Annotated in this window: 17 protein-coding genes and 2 pseudogenes; 14 read left to right on the top strand and 5 right to left on the bottom strand. The window is 70.8% G+C overall.

Annotated features, from left to right (window positions below; all coding sequences use genetic code 11):
• Nucleotides 1-81: 81 nt before the first annotated feature.
• On the bottom strand, nt 82-339 hold the full coding sequence (locus tag ELQ90_RS09260; RefSeq protein WP_243696096.1) for a DUF4229 domain-containing protein: 258 nt from the start codon (nt 337-339) through the stop codon (nt 82-84).
• Nucleotides 340-450: 111 nt separating this feature from the next.
• Here ELQ90_RS09260 and ELQ90_RS09255 point away from each other — a divergent pair, with 111 nt between their 5' ends.
• The 3 genes from ELQ90_RS09255 (at nt 451) to ELQ90_RS09245 (ending at nt 3536) form a co-directional block, all read left to right on the top strand.
• Nucleotides 451-873, top strand: coding sequence for a PLDc N-terminal domain-containing protein (locus ELQ90_RS09255; protein ID WP_128494984.1), 423 nt, complete (start codon nt 451-453; stop codon nt 871-873).
• A gap of 10 nt (nt 874-883) precedes the next feature.
• Nucleotides 884-2632 carry a 2-succinyl-5-enolpyruvyl-6-hydroxy-3-cyclohexene-1-carboxylic-acid synthase gene (gene menD / locus ELQ90_RS09250; protein ID WP_128494983.1) on the top strand — a complete coding sequence of 583 codons (1749 nt, stop codon included), beginning with the start codon at nt 884-886 and terminating at the stop codon, nt 2630-2632.
• Between the two features lie 61 nt (nt 2633-2693).
• Nucleotides 2694-3536 carry a PPK2 family polyphosphate kinase gene (locus ELQ90_RS09245; RefSeq protein ID WP_128494982.1) on the top strand — a complete coding sequence of 281 codons (843 nt, stop codon included), beginning with the start codon at nt 2694-2696 and terminating at the stop codon, nt 3534-3536.
• A 94-nt stretch (nt 3537-3630) separates the two neighbouring features.
• On the opposite strand, the gene ELQ90_RS09240 is transcribed toward ELQ90_RS09245, so the two are convergent.
• Both ELQ90_RS09240 and ELQ90_RS09235 read right to left on the bottom strand, forming a co-directional pair.
• The gene (locus ELQ90_RS09240; protein WP_424980811.1) at nt 3631-4875 is read right to left on the bottom strand and encodes an isochorismate synthase; all 1245 of its coding nucleotides are present in this window, start codon (nt 4873-4875) and stop codon (nt 3631-3633) included.
• Between the two features lie 73 nt (nt 4876-4948).
• Complete coding sequence (locus ELQ90_RS09235; RefSeq protein WP_128494980.1) at nt 4949-5482, bottom strand: hypothetical protein; 534 nt, start codon at nt 5480-5482, stop codon at nt 4949-4951.
• Nucleotides 5483-5567: 85 nt separating this feature from the next.
• Between ELQ90_RS09235 and ELQ90_RS09230 the strand changes: the two genes are divergently transcribed.
• The 7 genes and pseudogenes from ELQ90_RS09230 (at nt 5568) to ELQ90_RS17100 (ending at nt 13211) form a co-directional block, all read left to right on the top strand.
• Nucleotides 5568-6284 carry a demethylmenaquinone methyltransferase gene (locus ELQ90_RS09230; protein ID WP_341810313.1) on the top strand — a complete coding sequence of 239 codons (717 nt, stop codon included), beginning with the start codon at nt 5568-5570 and terminating at the stop codon, nt 6282-6284.
• 117 nt (nt 6285-6401) lie between these two features.
• Nucleotides 6402-8099, top strand: a pseudogene (locus ELQ90_RS09225) (amidase); the annotation flags it as partial.
• Between the two features lie 508 nt (nt 8100-8607).
• A complete protein-coding gene (locus ELQ90_RS09220; protein ID WP_128494978.1) occupies nt 8608-9840 on the top strand; it encodes a saccharopine dehydrogenase family protein in 1233 nt (410 codons plus the stop codon).
• Between the two features lie 58 nt (nt 9841-9898).
• Nucleotides 9899-10411, top strand: a complete 513-nt coding sequence (locus tag ELQ90_RS09215) for a GNAT family N-acetyltransferase (protein WP_128494977.1) — start codon at nt 9899-9901, stop codon at nt 10409-10411.
• Between the two features lie 61 nt (nt 10412-10472).
• Nucleotides 10473-11531 (top strand): polyprenyl synthetase family protein, encoded by a 1059-nt coding sequence (locus ELQ90_RS09210; protein ID WP_128494976.1) that lies wholly within the window; start codon nt 10473-10475, stop codon nt 11529-11531.
• A 70-nt stretch (nt 11532-11601) separates the two neighbouring features.
• On the top strand, nt 11602-12978 hold the full coding sequence (locus tag ELQ90_RS09205; RefSeq protein WP_128494975.1) for an FAD-dependent oxidoreductase: 1377 nt from the start codon (nt 11602-11604) through the stop codon (nt 12976-12978).
• A 104-nt stretch (nt 12979-13082) separates the two neighbouring features.
• The gene (locus tag ELQ90_RS17100; RefSeq protein WP_279432131.1) at nt 13083-13211 is read left to right on the top strand and encodes a hypothetical protein; all 129 of its coding nucleotides are present in this window, start codon (nt 13083-13085) and stop codon (nt 13209-13211) included.
• A 19-nt stretch (nt 13212-13230) separates the two neighbouring features.
• On the opposite strand, the gene ELQ90_RS09200 is transcribed toward ELQ90_RS17100, so the two are convergent.
• Both ELQ90_RS09200 and ELQ90_RS09195 read right to left on the bottom strand, forming a co-directional pair.
• Nucleotides 13231-14283: a CPBP family intramembrane glutamic endopeptidase gene (locus tag ELQ90_RS09200; RefSeq protein ID WP_128494974.1), complete on the bottom strand. Its 1053-nt coding sequence runs from the start codon at nt 14281-14283 to the stop codon at nt 13231-13233.
• Nucleotides 14284-14353: 70 nt separating this feature from the next.
• Nucleotides 14354-15838, bottom strand: a complete 1485-nt coding sequence (locus ELQ90_RS09195; protein ID WP_166408953.1) for a PucR family transcriptional regulator — start codon at nt 15836-15838, stop codon at nt 14354-14356.
• Nucleotides 15839-15992: 154 nt separating this feature from the next.
• Between ELQ90_RS09195 and gabT the strand changes: the two genes are divergently transcribed.
• From gabT to ELQ90_RS17190, 4 genes and pseudogenes are all read left to right on the top strand, one after another.
• Nucleotides 15993-17354, top strand: coding sequence for a 4-aminobutyrate--2-oxoglutarate transaminase (gabT, locus tag ELQ90_RS09190; protein WP_128494972.1), 1362 nt, complete (start codon nt 15993-15995; stop codon nt 17352-17354).
• A 117-nt stretch (nt 17355-17471) separates the two neighbouring features.
• The gene (locus ELQ90_RS09185; protein WP_128494971.1) at nt 17472-18932 is read left to right on the top strand and encodes an NAD-dependent succinate-semialdehyde dehydrogenase; all 1461 of its coding nucleotides are present in this window, start codon (nt 17472-17474) and stop codon (nt 18930-18932) included.
• A gap of 47 nt (nt 18933-18979) precedes the next feature.
• Nucleotides 18980-20359, top strand: coding sequence for a flavin monoamine oxidase family protein (locus ELQ90_RS09180; RefSeq protein WP_128494970.1), 1380 nt, complete (start codon nt 18980-18982; stop codon nt 20357-20359).
• Nucleotides 20360-20441: 82 nt separating this feature from the next.
• Nucleotides 20442-20750, top strand: a pseudogene (locus tag ELQ90_RS17190) (universal stress protein); the annotation flags it as partial.
• Nucleotides 20751-20968 lie beyond the last annotated feature (218 nt).

The following is a 20968-nucleotide window of genomic DNA, read 5'->3' as shown; positions in this document are numbered from 1 at the left end:
CGACCTCGAGACGACGGCCCCGCGGTGCGAACCGCGGGGCCGTCGTCGTTCGTCGCCGCGCCGTCCGTGCGACGCCGGAGGTCAGGCGGGTGTGGAGTCCTCAGCGTCCTCGTCGGTGTGGTCGGGCCGGTGGTCGCCGTGCCGCCGCGCGTAGATGTCCTTCGCGATCTGCTCACGCGGTGAGCGCAGGAGGATGAACGAGAGGGCCATGCCGATGAGGGCCGCGAGCACGGCCGCGATCCACGGCTCGATACGCAGCACGAGCAGGACACCGAGGGGGACGAGGAACGCGAGCAGCCGGAGGACCGTGTAGACGAGGACGGGAGGCACGCGATTCACCCGTCAAGTGTACGTGCCGGGTGTCGGGAGACGGTCGGGAGCCCGTCGGACGTGCCCGGGCGAGCGCGGGCACCACGGACGACGTCCAGTTTCGGCGGATATCATGACGGCATGCCCCGTCTGCTCCTCGGACTCGCCGTCATCGTCGTGGTGGTCACGATCTATGCGGTCGTGGATTGCGCCATGATGGCGAGCGACCGCGTCCGTGGATTGCCGAAGCCGGTCTGGATCGTCGTCATCATCGTCCTCCCCGTCATCGGGATCGTGTTGTGGTTCCTCATCGGCCGTGGACGCAAGAACACCGCCGTTGCCGCCGGCCCACGCGCGCCCGACGACGACCCCGCGTTCCTCGGCCGTCTCGGCCGCGACGCGGAGCAGGACGACAGGATCCGCCGCCTCGAGGAGGAACTCGCGGCACTCGATTCCGAGTCGACCGACCCCGATGGTCCTGCCCCCGGCCACCCCGATACCCTCCCGGACGACCAGGCCGATCACGGTGCCGACCGCCAGGACGGCGATTCGCGGGACCGATAGAGTCCACTGCATGTCTGACGGTCAGTCCCTCTCCGCCGAGGACCAGTCGCCCGCCCCCTCTACCGCCTTCGCCGCCGCCCTCCTGGAGGGGCTCGTGCGGCGCGGTGTGCGCGACGTCGTGGTGTCCCCGGGTTCGCGGTCTCAAGCGCTCGCGCTCGCCGCGGCGGCCTTCGAGCGTGCCGGCGCTCTCGCTCTCCACGTGCGGATCGACGAGCGGGCGGCCGGTTTCTTCGCGCTCGGGCTCGCCGTGGAGTCGCGCCGTCCCGTCGCGGTCGTCGTGACGTCGGGGACAGCCGTCGCGAACCTCCACCCGGCCGTCCTCGAGGCGCACCACTCGCTCGTTCCCCTCATCCTGCTCACGGCGGACCGTCCGGAGGAGCTGCGGGGCGTCCGGTCGAATCAGACGACCGTGCAGCCCGGGATCTTCGCGGGAGCCGTCCGCTTCGCGGTCGACGTCGCCGCCCCCTCGGGTCTCCGGAGCGAGGCACGGGCGGCCGACGAGCTCGCGGACAACGCCGTCTCCTTTTCCGCCGGTCGCGGCGAGGCCGGAGCCGGACCCGTGCACCTCAACCTGGCCTTCCGCGAGCCGCTCTCCTCGGGCTTCGTGCATGTGCCGCACCAGCTCGTCGACGCGCTCACCGACGACGAGGGGCTCGTGACACCGCCGTCCGCTGCTCCGACAGCGGTGTACCGGCCGTCCGTCCTCCTCGATCGCGACAAGCGCACCGTCGTCGTCGCGGGGCACGCCGCCGGCCCCGCGGCCGAGGCGCTCGCCCACGCGGGCGGTTGGCCGCTCATCGCCGAGGTGTCGAGCGACGCCCGTTACGGTCGCAACCTCGTCGTCGCCTACCGTCGGCTCCTCGCGGAGCCCGAGCTCGGCGGCCGCATCGAACGCGTCGTCGTGTTCGGACATCCGACGCTCAGCCGGGAGATCCCCGCGCTCCTGACACGGGACGGCCTCGACGTCACGATCGTCGCGCCGACGGGCGGCGAGGTCTACAACCCGGGCAGGCGACCCGTCCGCGTCGTGTCGTCCGTCTCCGTCGTCGAAGGCCCCGTCGACCGGCAGTGGCTCGGGGGCTGGGTGACGGCGTCGCGTGCGATCGCCGAGGCCGAGTCCCGCGACGTGGCTCCCGACCTGGAAGCGGCGCACTCCCACGACCGCGCCGAGCGGCTCGCCTACGTCAAGGCCGAGTTCTCCGCCGTCCGGCAGCCGGTCGACCGCCGCTTGCTCGTCGAGGCCGTGTGGCGAGCGACCTGGCCGCACGACCGGCTCGTCCTCGGAGCGTCGCGACTCATCCGCGAGGCCGACGCGGTGGTCGGTGGCAAGAAGGTCCGTGTACACGCCAATCGCGGTCTCGCCGGCATCGACGGCACCGTCTCGACGGCCCTCGGGATCGCGACGGCGAGCCAGCGCGGAGGGGGAGCGGGCGTCACGCGCGTCCTCGTCGGTGATCTGACGGCCCTGCACGACATCGGCAGCCTGCTGCTCGCTGTCGGCGAGAGCGTCCCGCGACTGCAGCTCGTCGTCGGCAACGACGGCGGCGGCACGATCTTCGACGGCCTCGAGGTCGCCTCCTCCGCTCGCGAGGACGACATCGATCGCGTGCTCTACACGCCGCGTCCCGTCGACTTCGCGGCGCTCGCGCAGGGCTTCGGATGGAGCTACACGCGGGCTGCCACTCGCGCCGACCTCGATCAGGCGCTCACGGCACCGACGGCCGGGCCGACGCTCGTCGAGGTTCCGCTCGAGCGCTGAGGTTCCCGCAGCGGCCGAGGGAGGGGTGTCGCCGAGGCGACGGAGTCGGGAGGATGGCGTCATGGACGCTTCGACACTGCGCGTCGGCCCGGGCTTCCGCCTCGCCGACGCGGATCCCGGTTCCACTCCCGGTTTCGCGACCGAGGGGCGGCGCAGCCCGAAGAAGCACGGAACGGCGGAGCTCGAGTCCCACGTCGGGCGCCTCGCCGAACTGCAGGAGCGGCTCTTCGCCGCGAGCACGGGAGGAGCGCGCGACGCCGTCCTCCTCATCGTCCAGGGCATGGACACGGCGGGCAAGGGCGGGATCATGCGACACGTCGTCGGTGCCGTGGACCCGCAGGGCGTCGTGATCACGGCCTTCAAGAAGCCGACGGAGGAGGAGCTCGCGCACGACTTCCTCTGGCGCGTCGAGCGTCGGGTCCCGGCGCCCGGGCTGATCGGCGTGTTCGACCGCTCCCACTACGAGGACGTCCTCATCGGCCTGGTCCGCTCCCTCGCCTCCGACGAGGAACTCGAGCGCCGCTACGGCGCGATCGTCGACTTCGAGCGGGGACTCGTCGAGCGCGGGATCCGCGTCGTGAAGATCATGCTGCACGTCGGTCGGGACGAGCAGAAGAAGCGACTCGGCGAACGGCTCGAGCGTCCGGACAAGCACTGGAAGTACAACCCGGGCGACGTCGACGAGCGGTTGCTGTGGGACGACTACCAGACCGCGTACCAGGTGGCGCTCGAGCGCACCTCGACCGAGGAGGTGCCGTGGAACGTCGTGCCGGCGGACAAGAAGTGGTTCGCTCGACTCGCCGTCCAGCAGCTCCTCATCGAGGCGCTCGAGTCGATCGATCCGCAGTGGCCCGCGGCCGACTTCGACGTCGAGCACGAGAAGGAGCGCCTCGCGGGGAGCTGACGGCCCGGAGTCGTCCCGTCGGGTCGACGCGAATCCGCTGTCTTCGGGCCGTTGGACAGCGGATCTGTGACAACCCAGGAGGAGGGGGAGCGGGTCAGCCGAAGGCGTCGACGATGGGGCGGAACTTCATGCGTGTCTCGGCGAGCTCCGCCGCCGGATCCGAGTCGACGACGATGCCGCAGCCCGCATAGGCCGTGACATCGCCGTCCTCGTCGACCTGGGCGCAGCGGAGCGCGATCGCCCACTCGCCGTCGCCGGAGGCGTCGACCCAGCCGACCGGTCCCGAGTAGCGGCCCCGGTCGAACGGTTCCAGCTCGGCGATGAGCGCGACGGCTTCCTCCCGTGGCGAGCCTGCGACGGCCGCGGTCGGGTGCATCGCGTCGATGAGGTCGATGGAGGAGGCACCGCCGTCGATCGCGCCCTCGAGATCGGTCGCGAGGTGCCAGAGGTTCGGCAGCTTGAGGGCGAAGGGCACCTCGCTCGTCGCGAGATGGCGGGTGTGTGGTCGGAGGGACTCGACGGCGCTCCGCACCGCGAACTGGTGCTCGTCCTGGTCCTTCGTCGATGTCACGAGAGCGAGGGCCGCCTTCTGGTCGGCCTCGGCGTTGACCCCCCGTGACGCCGTACCGGCGAGCACCCGTGCGCCCACCGTGCCGGCCTCGACACGGACGAGCGTCTCCGGGCTCGACCCGATCAGTCCGTCGACGGCGAAGGTCCAGCAGTCGGGGTAGCCGAGGGCGAGGTCGGTGATGACGCGGCGGAGGTCGGCGCCGGCCGGGACGTGACCGCTCAGCTCGCGCGCGAGTACGACCTTCGACAGCGCTCCGCTCGCGATCCGATCGATCGCCTGCCCCACGTGGTCGATGTACCCGTCGGCGGTCTCCTCGCCGGCCGAGAGCGAGATGCGGAACTCGTCGCCGAAGCGGCGGGAGGCCGTGAGGCGCGCGTCGTCATCCGGCTCGTCCGCCCGACGGATGCGTGTCACGAAAGTCGTCGACCCGTGGCGCCCCACAATCGTGCGCGGCACGATGAGCACGCTCCGAGCCTCGGACTCGGCCGAGAACGCGAAGGTCCCGAAGGCGACGAGTCCCGATCCCGAGACCTGGACGCCGTCCGTCACGGTCGCGGCCGACGCGACCTCGCGCCAGGCCGCCGCGGCGTCCCTCATGCGCTCGGGGCCCGAGAACTCGAGCCGCAGCACCTCGCCGATCCCGACGAGCCCGTCGCCCCGCCGCGACCAGACGAGCGGACGCTGTGCGTCGGCGTGGGCGAGCAAGGGGCCGACGACGTCCGCCCGCTTCGTCGAGGCGACGAGGGCTGGAGTGGTGCCGGTGCTGATCACGGATTCCAGCCTAAGCCCGGTGGGCGGCGCCGGTCCGGGGCCGGGGACGAGCAGCGCATCGTGCGAGCGGTCAGTCGTCGCCCGGACCGTCGACGCCCGCGCTCGCGGGGACGACGAAGTACCAGACGTCCGCAACATCGGCCGGGCAGCCCTCCGGAAGCGCGAGGGCGGAGCGCGGGCGGTCGACGGAGCCTGCGCTCCCGGTGTAGCGGAGCGGCTGCCCGAGTCCGAACGACGCCATCCCGATCGGCGACACCACGCCGTCCTCGAGGGTCGTCCCGGCGGGGAAGGCGACGAGGCTCCGTCGCCCGTCCTCCGCTTCGAGGCCGAGGCACCCGCCACCGAGATCCACGAGCGTGCCGGCCGCGAGGACGTCGCCCGTGACCGGACCGTCGGCGACGTAGACGGCCGCGCGGTAGGAGCCGTCGTCGAGCGGAGTCACCGTGCCGGCGTCGGTCGCCGACGGCGAGGGCATCGACGTGTCGGCCGGCATGTTCGGGTTCGGCGCCACCAGGGGTCCGGCGCTGCATCCGACGAGGAGCGCTGCGCTCGCGGCGCACGACGCGACCACGGTTCCCGCGCGACGCCTCCCGTACCGCCTCATGCCTCCAGTCTCCGCCGCGGGCGACGGCGCGTCCACCCGGTCCGCGCCCAGGCTCCGGAGGGGTGCACGGTCCTAGACTGGCGGGGTGAACAGCAAAGCCGATCTCTCGAAGCAACCCGGTCAGGTCTCGGCGATGTTCGACGAGGTGTCGACGCACTACGACCGCACCAACACGGTGCTCTCCGTCGGCAACGACAAGCTCTGGCGCATCGCCACGACGCGCGCCGTCGACCCGCGGCCGGGCGAGCGCGTCCTCGACCTCGCCGCCGGTACGGGTACGTCGAGCGCCGCATTCGCAGCGTCGGGCGCGAGCATCGTCGCCGCCGACTTCTCGCCGGGAATGCTCGAGGTCGGGCGCCGCAAGTACGGCCACCTCGCGAACGTGGAGTTCGTCGAGGCCGACGCGACGGCTCTGCCGTTCGGCGACGCCGAATTCGACGCTGTCACGATCTCCTTCGGTCTTCGCAACGTCGAGGGACCGCAGAAGGCGATCGCCGAGATGCTGCGCGTCACCAAGCCGGGCGGGCGCATCGTCATCTGCGAGTTCTCGACTCCTCCGAACCGCGCCTTCCGCGGGCTCTACGACTTCTACCTCGATCGCGTCATGCCGACGGTCGTCAAGGTGGTCAGCTCGAACTCCGACGCGTACGACTACCTCGACGAGTCCATCAAGGACTGGCCGGCGCAGCCCAAGCTCGCGGCGTGGTTGCGCGAGGCCGGTTGGCGCGACGTCGCCTGGCGCAACCTCACGGGCGGCATCGTCGCGCTCCACCGGGGTCGCAAGCCGCTCGAGACGGTCTGACGGCGCGAGCCGCTCCGGGTCACCGGGCGGCTCGCCGCATCGGGTGATCGCACCGATCGGGATGCATGCGGGAGAGTATCCCTCGACACTCCCCGACACGACAGGACGACGGTGCTCATGACCCCTCGCGATCAAGCGGCCACAAACGTCGACCGGGCGTCCGGTCCCGAGCGGTACAGCGTCGCCGAGGCGACCGTCGCGGCCACCCGTCGCGCGCTCGACGACGGCGTCGTGACGAGTGTCGAACTCGTGGCCGCGTGCCTCGAGCGCATCGCGCGGTACGACCGCCACGGCATCCACCTGAACGCCGTGCCCGTGCTGAACCCGCAGATGGTCGAAGAGGCGAGGGCCTCGGACGAGAGACGGCGGACCGGACGGACGCTCGGTCCGCTCGACGGCATTCCCTACACCGCGAAGGACAGCTACGCCGTCGAGGGTCTGACGGTCGCGAGCGGGTCGCCAGCCTTCGCCGACCTCATCGCCTCGCGCGACGCGTTCGCGATCGAGCGGATGCGTGCCGCGGGGGCCGTGCTCATCGGGCTCACGAACATGCCGCCCATGGCCGACGGCGGGATGCAGCGAGGTCTCTACGGCCGAGCGGAGAGCCCGTACAACGCGGACTTCCTCCCTGCCGCCTTCGGATCCGGATCGTCGAACGGCTCCGGCGCCGGGACGGCCGCGAGCCTCGCGATCATCGGGCTCGGTGAGGAGACCTGGTCCTCCGGCCGGTCGCCCGCATCGAACAACGGCCTCGTCGCGTACACGCCGTCGCGCGGCGTCATCTCCGTGCGTGGCAACTGGCCGTTGTATCCGACGATGGACGTCGTCGTCCCGCACACGCGGAGCGTCCCGGACCTGCTCGAGCTCCTCGACGTCCTCGTCGCCGACGACCCCGAGCCGCGTGGGGACTTCTGGAGGACGCAGCCCTGGGTCGCGTTGCCGCCGCTCGCCGACGTGCGGCCCGCCTCCTACGCTGCGCTCGCCGACGACGGCGCGCTCGCGGGGGCGCGTATCGGTGTGCCGCGCATGTACATCAACGCCGACGAGGAGATCGCCGAGCCGATCGTGACGCGCGAGTCGATCATGGATCGTTGGAGGAGCGCGCGCACGCTCCTCGAGTCGCTCGGTGCGACGGTCGTCGAGACGGACTTCCCGCCCGTGACGAACTACGAGGGCGACCGACCTGGTGCCCGGACGATCGAGACACGCGGGCTCGTCCCCGCGGGGTTCAGCGCCATGGAGTGGGAGCTCGGCTCGATCTACGCGTGGGACGAGTATCTGCGGTCCAACGGCGATCCCGCCCTGAACCGGTTCCGCGACGTCGACGGGGCGCTGCTCTTCCCCGAGAATCCCGGCGAGATCCCCAACCCGGAGAACCTCGCAGAGGAGCTGGAGCGACTCGTGGAGGTCGCGAAGCAGCGCGACATCGGCCTCGACGATCTCCCCGGCATGGCCGAGGCGGTGCGCGGCCTCGAGGAGACGCGGCGCATCGATCTCGAGCAGTGGATGGACGAGCAGGGTCTCGACGCGATCGTGTTCCCCGCGAACGCCGACGTCGCGCCGGCCGATGCGGACGTCGATCCGGCCTCGAGTGAGATCGCCTGGCGGAACGGCGTCGCGTTCTCGAACGGCAATTCGATCCCCCGGCACCTCGGCATCCCGACCGTCACCGTGACGATGGGGCTCCTCGACGACATCGGGATGCCCGTCGGGCTCACGTTCGCCGGTCGCGCCTACGACGATGCGCGTCTGCTGGCGCTCGCCGGCGCCTTCGAAGCGGCGGCGGACGCGCGTGTGGCACCGCCGCGGACGCCGGAGCGCGCCCTCGACGTGTTCCCGCGTGCAGCGGTCGTCCCTCCGGCGGCGAGGCCGGCTGCGGCGCCCGTCGTAGTGCTCGACGCCGCGGTCGAGCCGGGCGCGGACGGCACCGTCGTCGTGCGGGCCCGCATCGAGGTCGAGAGCACGTCCCCGCTCGCCGACCTCGTGGTCACGGTCGACGGCGAGCAGGTGCCGGTGAATCCGGAGGGCGACGAGCACGATCACCGGACCGTCGTCGATGTCGCCGTCCCGCGGGGGCCCGAGGTACACGCGTACCTCCACAGCAGGTGGCGGGAGCCGTACGGGTCGATCGTCGTCGTCCGTGTGCGGGACGAGACCGGCGGCGTTGAGGCCGCCTACTCCGTGGTCGGCGGCATCGCATGACGAGCAGCGCGACCCATTGACGGACCCTCCCGCTCCGCCACCACATCGACGCGTTGACGCTCGATCCGTTCCGCCCGACGCATCCGCTCACCGCGCCACCCATTCTCGAGGAGCACTCAGCATGACCGTCAGGATCCTCATCGTCGGCGCCGGCGGCGTCGGCTCAGCGGCCGTCCGCATCGCCGTCCGTCGCTCCTTCTTCGAGACGCTCGTCGTGGCGGACTACGACCCGGCCCGACCGGAGCGCCTCGTCGCCGAGGTCGGCGACGACCGCCTCGTCGCGGCGCAGGTCGACGGGTCGAGCGCCGACTCCGTCGTGGCGCTCATCCGCGAGCACCGCATCACGCATGTGCTCAACGCCGTCGACCCACGGTTCGTCATGCCGATCTTCGACGGAGCCTTCGCCGCGGGCGCGACCTACCTCGACATGGCCATGAGCCTGTCGAAGCCCCACCCCGAGAACCCCTACGTCGAGACGGGTGTGAAGCTCGGCGACGAGCAGTTCGCGAAGGCCGACGAGTGGGAGGCGGAGGGCCGGCTCGCGCTCGTGGGCATCGGTGTGGAGCCGGGGCTCTCCGACGTCTTCGCCCGGTACGCCGAGGACGAGCTCTTCAGCGAGATCGACGAGCTCGGGGTGCGCGACGGCGCGAACCTCGTCGTCGCGGGCTACGACTTCGCGCCGTCGTTCTCGATCTGGACGACGATCGAGGAGTGCCTCAACCCGCCCGTCGTGTTCGAGGAGGAGCGCGGCTGGTACACGACCGCGCCGTTCAGCGAGCCGGAGGTCTTCGACTTCCCCGAGGGCATCGGTGCCGTCGAGTGCGTCAACGTCGAGCACGAAGAGGTCCTCCTCATGCCGCGCTGGACGAAGGCCAAGCGTGTCACGTTCAAGTACGGCCTCGGCGACGAGTTCATCGACGTGCTGAAGACGCTGCACAAGCTCGGCCTCGACAAGACGGAGCCCGTGATGGTGAAGGGCGTCGCCGTCTCACCGCGCGACGTCGTGGCGGCCGCGCTGCCCGACCCCGCGACCCTCGGCGACACGATGTCGGGCAAGACCTGCGCTGGCGTGTGGGTGCGCGGCACCGGAACGGACGGGCAGCCGCGCTCGACCTACCTCTATCACGTGGCCGACAACGAGCAGACGATGGCGGAGTACGGCTCGCAAGCGGTCGTGTGGCAGACGGCCATCAACCCCGTCATCGCGCTCGAGCTCCTCGCGACGGGCGTCTGGACGGGCACGGGAGTGCTCGGGCCGGAAGCGTTCCCGGCGAAGCCGTTCCTCGACCTCCTCGCCGGTCCCGCCCCGTTCGGCTACGACTCCCCGTGGGGCCTCGAGGAGAAGCCGCTCTGAGGCGTCGCGCGCCGCGATCGGGGGGAGGCGATCGATCCCGCTGTCCTAGCCTGGTGGCATGGAGCGTGAAGCAGTGCCCGATGCCGTGATCCGACCGCTGCGTGCCGGCGACGCCGAGGGCGTCGCGCTCGTGCACGTCACGAGCTGGCGTGAGACCTACGCGGGGCTCGTGCCGGAGGAGATGTACGACGACGCGGCGCTCGAGCGTCGGCGCACGTGGTGGGGAGAGATCGTCGAGCGGGCCGAAGCGGGCTCGCTCCGGTGGACGACGCGGGTCGCGGCGCTCGACGGCCGCATCGTCGGTTTCGCGACCGCGGGACCGAGCCGTGACGGCGTGCAGCAGCGGCCCCTCGAACTCGCCATGATCTACACGCTCGCGGAGGTGCACGGGCGCGGCATCGGGGACGCGCTTCTCGACGCGGTGCTCGGTGACGCCCCGGCGCAGCTCTGGGTCGCCGAGGAGAACCCGCGCGCTCGCCGGTTCTACGAGCGGCACGGCTTCCGCTGGGGAGGCATCCGCAAGCTCGACGAACACCTCGACGGTCTCGCCGAAGTGCTGCTCGTCCGCTGACTTACTGCCAGTCCGCCGCTACCCCGTTCGAGCGGCATGGGCGCTCGGATAGGCTGAGGGTGTGAATCCAAGCGCCCCCACGCGAGGGTCGAGCCTGTCCAAGCAGTTGGGGCTCGCCGAACGGATGTTCGCCACCCCCGAGACGAAGCGTTTGCTCTCCGCGATCGAGGAGGGTTTGGACGCCGTCGAAGCGAGCCTTGCCGCCGAACTGAGCTTCACCGACGACCTCGCCGATGCCACCAGCCGTTACCTGCTCGAAGCGGGCGGCAAGCGCGTGCGCCCCATGCTCCTGCTCCTCACAGCTCAACTGGGCGAGGGCGCGACGGACGACGTCGTGACCGCGGCGAAGGCCATCGAGATCACCCACCTCGCCTCGCTCTACCACGACGACGTCATGGACCACGCCGACCGCCGCCGCGGGGTTCCGAGCGCGCATACGGTGTGGGGGAACTCCATCGCGATCCTCACGGGCGACCTGCTCTTCGCCCGCGCCTCGAACCTCATGGCGAGCCTCGGCGAAGGGGCGATCCGCCTCCAGGCCGAGACGTTCGAGCGCCTCGTCCTCGGTCAGCTGCACGAGACGGTCGGCCCGAAGGAGGGCGACGACCCCCGCGCGCACTACATCCAGGTCCTCGCCGACAAGACGGGCTCGCTCATCGCCGCAGCCGCGCAAGCCGGCGTCATCTTCTCGAACGCGCCCGCCGAGTACGAGGCCGCCGTCGTCGAGTACGGCGAGAAGGTCGGCGTCGCCTTCCAGCTCGTCGACGACGTCATCGACCTCTCCACCGCGCCCGAGCAGACCGGGAAGGTCCCCGGCACCGACATCAAGGCCGGCGTCGTGACGCTCCCTCTCCTCATCCTGCGCGAGCGCGCCGCGGACGACGCGGCGAGTGCCGTGCTCCTCGAGCGCATCGAGCGCGGCGCGAAGAACGATGACGACACCGCGGACTTCGATCTCGCGATCGCGGAACTGCGCGCCCACCCCGCCACGGCCGACACCCTCGCCGAGGCCCACCGCTGGGCCCGCGAAGCGGTCGAGGCCCTCGACGTACTCCCCAAGGGCCCCATCAAGAACGCGCTCACGCGGTTCGCCGACTCGATCGTCGAACGCAGCAGCTGACCATCGCCGCTCGCGGCATCATCGCACCTCGGACGCGCCCGGCGCCGTCCGTCAGCAAGGAGAACGCCCCGTGAAGTTGAGACTCGCGATCGTCGGAGCCGGTCCCGCCGGCATCTATGCAGCGGACATCCTGCTCAAGCACGAGCGGGCGTTCGACGTGTCGATCGACCTGTTCGAGCGCCTCCCCGCGCCGTACGGCCTCGTCCGCTACGGCGTCGCGCCCGACCACCCGCGCATCAAGGGCATCATCAACGCGCTCCGCGACGTGCTCGACCGCGGCGACATCCGCATCTTCGGCAATGTCGAGTTCGGCACCGACATCACCCTCGACGACCTGAAGAAGCACTACCACGCCGTGATCTTCTCGACCGGAGCCGTCCGCGACGCCCCGCTCGACATCGAGGGCATCGATCTCGAGGGCTCCTACGGCGCCGCCGACTTCGTCAACTGGTTCGACGGCCATCCGGACGTCCCGCGCACCTGGCCGCTCGACGCCCGCGAGGTCGCCGTCCTCGGCAACGGCAACGTCGCGCTCGACATCTCGCGCATCCTCGCGAAGCACGCCGACGACCTGCTCACGACGGAGATCCCCGACAACGTCTACGAGGGCCTCAAGTCCTCGCCCGTCACGGACGTGCACGTCTTCGGTCGCCGCGGCCCCGCACAGGTGAAGTTCACGCCCCTCGAGCTCCGCGAGCTCGGCGAGCTGCGCGACGTCGACATGATCGTCTACGACGAGGACTTCGACTACGACGAGGCCTCGAAGCTCGCCGTCGCGTCCAACAAGCAGGTCATGGTCATCGACCGCGTGCTGCAGCAGTGGCGCCAGCGCGAGACCGGCTCGGCGAGCCGACGACTGCACCTGCACTTCTACGCGAAGCCCCTCGGCCTCGTCGACGACGGCACCGGGCGCGTTTCCGCATTCCGGTACGAGCGCACGCGCCCCGACGGCGAGGGCGGAGTCGTCGGTACCGGCGAGATCCGCGAGGTGCCCGTCCAGGCGTTCTATCGCGCGGTCGGCTACTTCGGCTCGCCTCTCGAGGGCGTCCCGTTCGACGAGGAGCACGGCGTGATCCCGAACCACGAGGGCCGCGTCCTCCACGCCGAGAGCAACGAGATCGTGCCCGGCGTCTACGCCACGGGCTGGATCAAGCGAGGACCCGTCGGCCTCATCGGCCACACCAAATCGGACGCGATGGAGACCATCTCGCACCTCGTCGGCGATCAGAGCGACTGGTGGAGCCCGGCGCACCCCGACGAGGAGAGCGTGCCGGCGCTGCTCGCCGAGCGCGGAGTCGAGTTCACGACGCTCGACGGCTGGCACCGGTTGGACCAGCACGAGCTCGCACTCGGAGCGGCCCGCGGTCGCGAGCGAGTGAAGGTCGTGTCGCGTGAGGAGATGGTGGACGTCTCGCTCGATCGCGTCGAATCCCGGCCGTCAGAGTAGAGGAGTCCTCCACCCCTCGTCGGCCACGCTGCCGTCGCAGCCGGGCTGTCGATTACGGCTCCCGTACTGACCCTCATCTCCGCGCGCTCGACCCTGCAGCCGCAGTGGTCTCCGCTCATGCTCGAGAGCGGATCGAGGGTGCGCTCCGCGACGTCATGCTGTCGCGGAAGCCCGTGCGCGAGCGGGCGAAGTCGAAGATCCGTCAACGGGTGGGGAGCGCCCTCGAGCACTGACTCGGGCGGGTCCCGTCTGTCAGACCGACGGCCATGGAGCCGTCGGCGCGGGACGCACAGCGCTGACCCGCGATGGTGGGAGCGGCCCCGTCGTGACGATGTGGTTCCGTCGGGCCCACCAGATGCTGATGACCGCGGCGAGGATGCAGACCGCCATCGGGGCCAGCATGAAGGGCCCACCGGTTCCGACATCGCGCTGGAAGATCTGGTCCGTCTGGGACATGAGCGCCGTCGGTACGAGGAGCAGGACGTTGTTCGTGACGTGGATGAGGATAGGGGCCTCGAGTCCGCCCGTGCCGCGAGCCGTCACCGAGAGCGACGCGCCGAAGACGAAGTAGTACGCGATGAGCCACGGGTCGGCGGCGAGGTGCGCGGTGGCGAAGATCGCCCCGGACACGAGCGTGCCCGCGACGAAGGCGGCCGTCGGATTGGCGAACCAGGAACCGGCCGAGCGCTGGATGAGGCCGCGTGTGCCGAACTCCTCGCCGGCGGACTGCAGCGGCGTCGTGAGGATCACGACGGCGAGCATCGCGATGACGGTGCCGTCGATGACGACGGCGTCGAGCGGCGACAGGGCGAACGAGATCCCGACGTAGACCGCCCAGATCGGGACGATGATGAGCGCGAGCCGACCGACCCAGTTCCAGCGGAAGCGCCCCTCGACGGAGGACATCCACCGCGGCCGCACGCCGAAGAGCCACCACTGCAGGAGCACCGCGACGGGCCACATCGCCGCCAGGGCGAGGTTGTTGGCGAGCATCGACCACGGGGTGAGCGTGATCTCCATCGCCGAGAGGTCGTCGAGCGAGTACGCGCCCGTGAGGAGGTCGACGGCGATCGCGGCGACGCTCAACGCGAGTGAGAGGACGAGGAAGACCACGGCGAGCAGCACGATCGCGAGCACGCCACGCCACCACGCCGGCGCGACGCGCAAGGCGTGGTCGTAGGTCGCGGTCGGGGAGGCGGGCGCGGAGGCGGGCGCGGCCGAGGGAACGGAGTCCGGTGAGGGCGCGGGAGCGGGTGTCGGCATCGCGGATCCGGGTGACGGCGAGGGCGGTGTGAACTCGGTCATGTCCTCACGCTAGAGGCTCGGCGGAGTCGTCGCGTCCGCCGAGCGGTGGTCGACGTGAGGCGGAGGGAGGTCACTCCGCGGCGACGGCGCGGAGCGCGATCCATGCCTCCGTGCGAGCGGCGAACGACGAGAGGTCGCGTCCGATGAGCTGCTCGATCGTCGAGATCCGGGCCCGGAGGGTGTGACGGTGCACACGGAGGCGACGAGCGGCCGGGTCTGTCTGCCCGTTCGCCTCGAGCCACGCCTCGAGGCTCGCGAGCAGAACCTCGTCGTGGGTGATCGGCCTCAAGACCGCGGTCGCGATCTCGCGCGATCCCGGTCGCTCGAGCAACCAGTCGACGCCGCGCGAGCCGAGCTCGCCGGCGTGTACGACGCGCGACTGCGGGGTCGTGGCGTCGAGCGCGGCGCCCGCCTCGCGGTAGGAGCGAGGGAGGTCGGAGGCGGAGGAGGGTGTCGATACTCCGATGCGCGCGCCGTGAGCGGCGAGAGCATCGGCAGCGGCGTGGACGGCGTCGGGCGTGCCGATGAGCACCCGTGCGTCGTCGAGCAGTGCGTCGAGGACCGTGGTGTCGACGGTTCGGGACTCCGAGGTGCCGCCGTCGTCGGGCCGGACACGCGCGAGCACCACATCTCCCTCGGGCACGCTCTCACCCAGTTCCCGGAGAACCGCGCTGGCGAGGTCGGCTCGGCCGTCGAGCAGGGCACGGACGGCCGCGCTCCGGACGGAGGAGCGGGCGCGGGAGAGGATGCGCCCCTGCTCGAGGGCGACGCCGACGAGGGCGACGACGCTCGTCACGACCGTCTGGTCGGAGGCGTCGAGGTCGCGCTCGCCCGTGACGGCGAGCACCCCGCGGAGTTCGGAGCGCCGTCCGATCGTCTGGAGGGTGACCGTCGTGCCATCGAGGTGCATCGTGGAACTGGAGCGTTGGCCGCGATCGAGGAGCCGTGCGGCCTCGGCGCGGATGTCGTCCCGGAGTCCGGTCGGAAGCGCTGCGCCCTCCCCGTTCTCGTCGTGTGTCGCGGCGCCGGTCTCGTCGAACAACAGCACGGACCGGTCGAGTTGACGGGCGAGTTCCACGAGCGTCGCGCCGAGGCCCTCCGGTCGCAGGGCTGCGAAGGAGATGGAGCGCATGGCCCCGAGCGCCCACGCGTCCCGCGCGTGCTCGGCGGCGGCGACGCGGTCGGCGACGAACCGGGCGATCGCGATGAACGGCACCTGGTACGGCACCTCGAAGAGGGGGAGGCCGTGGGAGGCGCACGCGCGCACGAGAGCATCCGGGGTGCCCGCCGTCACGACCTCGGTCCCGAATCCGAGGGCGGCGACGCCGCGAGCGGTGAGCCGCTCGACGTAGGCGTCGTGGTCGGCGCCGTCCGCCGCGAACTGAGTCCCCGTCGTGAGGAGGACCTGCCCGGCGTCGAGGAACGGCGTCGGGTCGAGGAGATCCGAACTGTGCGCCCACGACACCTCGGCGTCGAGTGCTCCGTCCCCTCCGCCCTCCAACACCGTCAGTCGCAACGACGACTCACCGACGAGCGCGCGCGCGGTGGGATGCATGCTCAGGAGTCTAGAACGCGGACTCCACAGTGTCGACGTGTGATGAGGGGAGGAGACAGAGTGTCCATCGACGCGGGATGCCGTGGCTTCTAGCATGGGCGGAGCGGCATCGGCGCACAGGCCGGCCGCTTCGACGCTCTGGGAGGCACGGACCATGTCCATCGACACCGCCACGACCACTGCTCCGACCCTCGATCGGGACGGACTCGTGCAGGAGCGACGACTCGTCACCGAGATCCCCGGTCCCGTCTCGAGGGAACTCATGGCCCGCAAGCTCGCGGCCGTGTCCTCCGCAGTTGGCACCACGATGCCGGTATTCGCGGCCCGCGCCGGCGGGGGCGTCGTCGTCGACGTCGACGGCAACTCGCTCATCGACCTCGGGTCCGGCATCGCCGTCACGGGAGTCGGCAACAGCGCACCGCGCGTCGTCGCGGCTGTCCAGCAGCAAGTCGCCGACTTCACGCACACGTGCTTCATGGTCACGCCGTACGACTCCTACGTCGCCGTCGCCGAGGCGCTCAACCGGCTCACCCCCGGTGACCACGACAAGCGCAGCGCGCTCTTCAACTCGGGCGCCGAAGCGGTCGAGAACGCCGTCAAGATCGCGCGCTCGTACACGAAGAAGCAGGCCGTCGTCGCGTTCGATCACGCCTACCACGGCCGCACCAACCTCACGATGGCCCTCACAGCCAAGTCGATGCCGTACAAGAGCGGCTTCGGGCCCTTCGCCTCGGAGATCTACCGGGCCCCGATGTCCTACCCGTTCCGCGACGGACTCTCGGGACCGGAGGCGGCGAAGCGCGCGATCTCGCTCATCGAGAAGCAGATCGGCGCCGACAACCTCGCCGCGATCATCATCGAGCCCATCCAGGGCGAGGGTGGCTTCGTCGTCCCCGCCGAGGGCTTCCTGCCGGCGCTCGTCGAGTGGGCGAGCGAGAACGGTGTCGTCTTCATCGCGGACGAGGTGCAGACGGGCTTCGCCCGCACGGGCGACATGTTCGCCTCCGAGCACGAGGGCATCGTTCCGGACCTCGTCGTGACGGCGAAGGGGATCGCCGGCGGTCTCCCGCTCTCCGCGGTCACCGGCCGGGCCGAGATCATGGACGCGCCGCACGCCGGCGGACTCGGCGGCACGTACGGCGGCAACCCGCTCGCGTGCGTCGCGGCGCTCGCGGCGATCGAGACCTACGAGGCGGACGACCTCGTCTCGCGCGCACGCGCCATCGGCGAGACGATCGTCTCGCGGTTCCGCGATGCCGCTGCCTCCGACGCCCGCATCGGCGACGTCCGTGGGCGCGGCGCGATGATCGCGGTCGAGTTCGTCGACCCCGAGACGAACGAGCCGGACGCCGCCCTCACCGGTCGCATCGCGAAGGCCGCCCACGCCGAGGGTGTGATCGTGCTGACCTGCGGGACCTACGGCAACATCATCCGCTTCCTCCCCCCGCTCACCATCCCGGACGCGCTGCTCGACGAAGGCATCGACGTCGTCCTCCAGGCGCTCGCCGCCTCCTGAACCCGCCACCCAGCGGACGCGGTGACGCTCGTCCCCGTGTCCGCCGACACCCACCGCGCGGCGTCCGGTCGGACGACCGGCGCGCGGACTCCACGGAACATCCCGGAAGGAACAGCAATGACGACAGAGCAGGAACTCCTCGCGAGCATCCCCACCGGTCTCTACATCGGCGGCGAATGGCGTGACGCCGAGGGCGGCAAGACGTTCGACGTCACCGACCCGTCGACGGGGAAGATCATCGCGACGATCGCGGACGCGAGCGCGGCCGACGGTGTCGCGGCGCTCGACGCGGCCGTCGCCGCTCAGGGCGAGTGGGCGGCGACGCCTCCCCGCACGCGCTCCGACATCCTGCGGAGGGCTTTCGATCTGCTGCAGGAGCGGAAGCAGGACATCGCCCTCCTCATGACGCTCGAGATGGGCAAGCCGCTCGCGGAGTCCGTCGGTGAGATCACCTACGGCGGCGAGTTCCTCCGCTGGTTCAGCGAGGAAGCCGTGCGCATCACGGGTCGCTACGGGCTCAACCCCGAGGGCACCGGACAGATGATCGTGAGCCAGATGCCCGTCGGTCCGTGCTACTTCATCACGCCGTGGAACTTCCCCCTCGCGATGGCGACCCGCAAGATCGCCCCGGCGCTCGCCGCGGGATGCACCGTCGTCGTCAAGCCCGCTGCCCTCACCCCGCTCACGACGATCGCCTTCGTCGCGATCCTCGAGGAGGCCGGCCTCCCGAAGGGCGTCGTCAACGTCGTCCAGACGACGAGTTCCGGAGCCGTGTCGGAGCCCATCATCGCCGACCCTCGACTCCGGAAGCTCAGCTTCACGGGCTCGACGGGTGTCGGCAAGAAGCTCATCGCCCAAGCGGCGGAGGGCGTGCTGCGCACGTCGATGGAGCTCGGCGGCAACGCGCCGTTCGTCGTCTTCGACGACGCGGATCTCGACAAGGCGGTCGACGGCGCGATCGCCGCCAAGTTCCGCAACATCGGACAGGCGTGCACGGCGGCCAACCGCTTCATCGTGCACTCGTCGGTCGCGGAGGAGTTCGCGCGTCGCATCACCGAGCGGGTCAACGGCTTCTCGATCGGTCGCGGCACCGAGGAGGGCGTGACGATCGGTCCGCTCATCGACGAGAAGGCGGTCGGCAAGGCGCAGGAACTCGTCGACGACGCCGTGTCGAAGGGCGCGACCGTCACGACCGGCGGCAACGCGATCGAGGGAGACGGGACGTTCTTCGAGCCGACGGTCGTCACGGGCGTGACGCGTGACGCGCAGATCCTCCGCGAGGAGATCTTCGGTCCCGTGCTCGCGATCGCGACCTTCGAGACCGAGGACGACGCCGTCCGCCTCGCGAACGACACCGAGTACGGTCTCGTCAGCTATGTCTTCACCGAGAACATCGGTCGCGGGCACCGCATGATCGACCGGCTCGAGACCGGCATGATGGGACTGAACGTCGGTGTCATCTCGAACGCCGCGGCCCCGTTCGGCGGCGTCAAGCAGTCGGGGATCGGTCGGGAGGGCGGCTTCGAGGGCATCCACGAGTACCTCTCGACGAAGTACACGCTCACGCCCGTCTCCTGACGCCTCGCCCTCCGAGTCCCCGCCCGAACCACGCAAGGAGCCACCTGGTGGACAACCAGAACACCGCGACCGACACGACGCTCGACGTCGACGTCGTCATCATCGGGGCTGGTGCGTCCGGCCTCACCGCCGCGACGCGGTTGCGGAAGACCGGCCACTCGGTCGCGGTCCTCGAGGCCCGCGAGCGGGTGGGCGGTCGGCTCTGGACGGAGACCATCGAGGGAGCGCTCCTCGAGCTCGGCGGGCAGTGGGTGTCGCCGGACCAGTCGGCCCTCATCGAGACGGTCGAGGAGCTCGGCCTCGAGACGTACTCGCGGTACCGCGAGGGCGACAGCGTCTACGTCGACGCCGCCGGGGCGCTCACGCGGTTCACGGGGGAGCTCTTCCCCGTCGAGGCCGCGACCCAGCGCGAGATGGAGCGTCTCATCGAGCTGCTCGACGGTCTCACCGCCGAGATCGGCGCGACCGAGCCGTGGGCGCACGAGAAGGCGGTCGAACTCGACAGGATCTCCTGGAGCGAGTGGCTGACGCAGCAGACGGACGACGTCGAGGCGCGCGACAACATCGCGCTCTTCATCGCGGAGGCGATGCTCACGAAGCCGTCGCACTCCTTCTCCGCGCTGCAGGCGATCCTCATGGCGGCCTCGGCCGGGAGCTTCTCGCACCTCGTCGACGCCGACTACATCCTCGACAAGCGCGTCGCGGGCGGGCTCCAGCAGGTCCCCATCCGGCTCGCCGAGGCCCTCGGGGACGCCGTCCACCTGGGCGCACCCGTGCGACGGCTCGCCTGGAGCGACGAGGGGGTCACGGCGCACGCCGACGGCATCACGGTCACCGCGCGTCGCGCCGTCGTCGCCGTCCCGCCGAACCTGTACTCGCGCATCTCCTTCGAGCCGCCGCTGCCGCGGCGTCAGCAGCAGATGCACCAGCACCTGTCGCTCGGGCTCGTCATCAAGGTGCACGCCGTGTACGAGACGCCGTTCTGGCGTGAGGCCGGTCTCTCGGGCACGGCGTTCAGTCCGTACCAGCTCGTGCACGAGGCCTACGACAACACGAACCACGGCGACCCGCGCGGAACCCTCGTCGGCTTCGTCTCCGACGAGAAGGCCGACGCGATGTTCGCCCTGCCCGCCGAGGAGCGCAAGCGCCGCATTCTCGAGTCGCTCGCCGCGTATTACGGACCGCAAGCGCTCGAACCCGTCGTCTACTACGAGAGCGACTGGGCGTCCGAGGAGTGGACGCGCGGCGCCTACGCCGCGAGCTTCGACCTCGGCGGACTCTCCCGGTACGGAGCGGACCAGCGCACGCCCGTCGGGCCGATCTTCTGGTCGTGCAGCGACCTCGCCGCCGAGGGGTACCAGCACGTCGACGGTGCGATCCGCATCGGTCGGGTGACCGCCGACGAGATCGCGGCGACGCTCGCCTGAGCCCCGCCTCACCCGTTCCTGAGCTCTCCTACGAGAGCAGGAATCATGCGGTTCATCGTCGGGTTACACCGACACTCCGGCGGGAAAGGGCGCTCTCGCGCTCGGTGCTCGTCTCGCTCGAACTCGCGGCGCCCACCTCGACATCGTGCCGGTGCTCGCGAGCGAGCACCGGGCGACCCTCGTCCCCGCGTGGCCGTCCTCTGACCGCGACGTGCACGAGCTCGCGGGGCAGCGGCTCGCGAAGGCGCGGAACCGTGTGCCCGAGGACGTCGACGCGAAGACGCACATCGTGCACGCCGACTCCCTCGCGGCCGGTCTCCTCGACACGTCGAAGGAGCTCGAGGGCTCGATGATCATCGTCGGCGGCGCGAGCGACGGGATCCGGGGTCGATACACGATCGGCACGGGCTCGCGCGCGCTCCTGCTTCAACGACGCAGAAGCTCCAGTTCGTCATCGTCGGCTTCCAGCTCGTCGTGCTCGTCCTGTTCTCCATCGTGGCCGAGTACGTCTGGACGCCTTAAAATCACAACACCCCGCGCGAGCGGGGCGTTGGCGAGGTGCTGGAGGCCGCGAGGCATCCTGCGAATTGCGAGCCCAGCCGACGCGTC

Source organism: Labedella phragmitis, from assembly GCF_004078635.1.
In the GTDB taxonomy this organism is placed as follows: domain Bacteria; phylum Actinomycetota; class Actinomycetes; order Actinomycetales; family Microbacteriaceae; genus Labedella; species Labedella phragmitis.
Note: the sequence above shows the minus strand (reverse complement) of the source record. Positions and strands in the feature narration are given on the sequence as shown.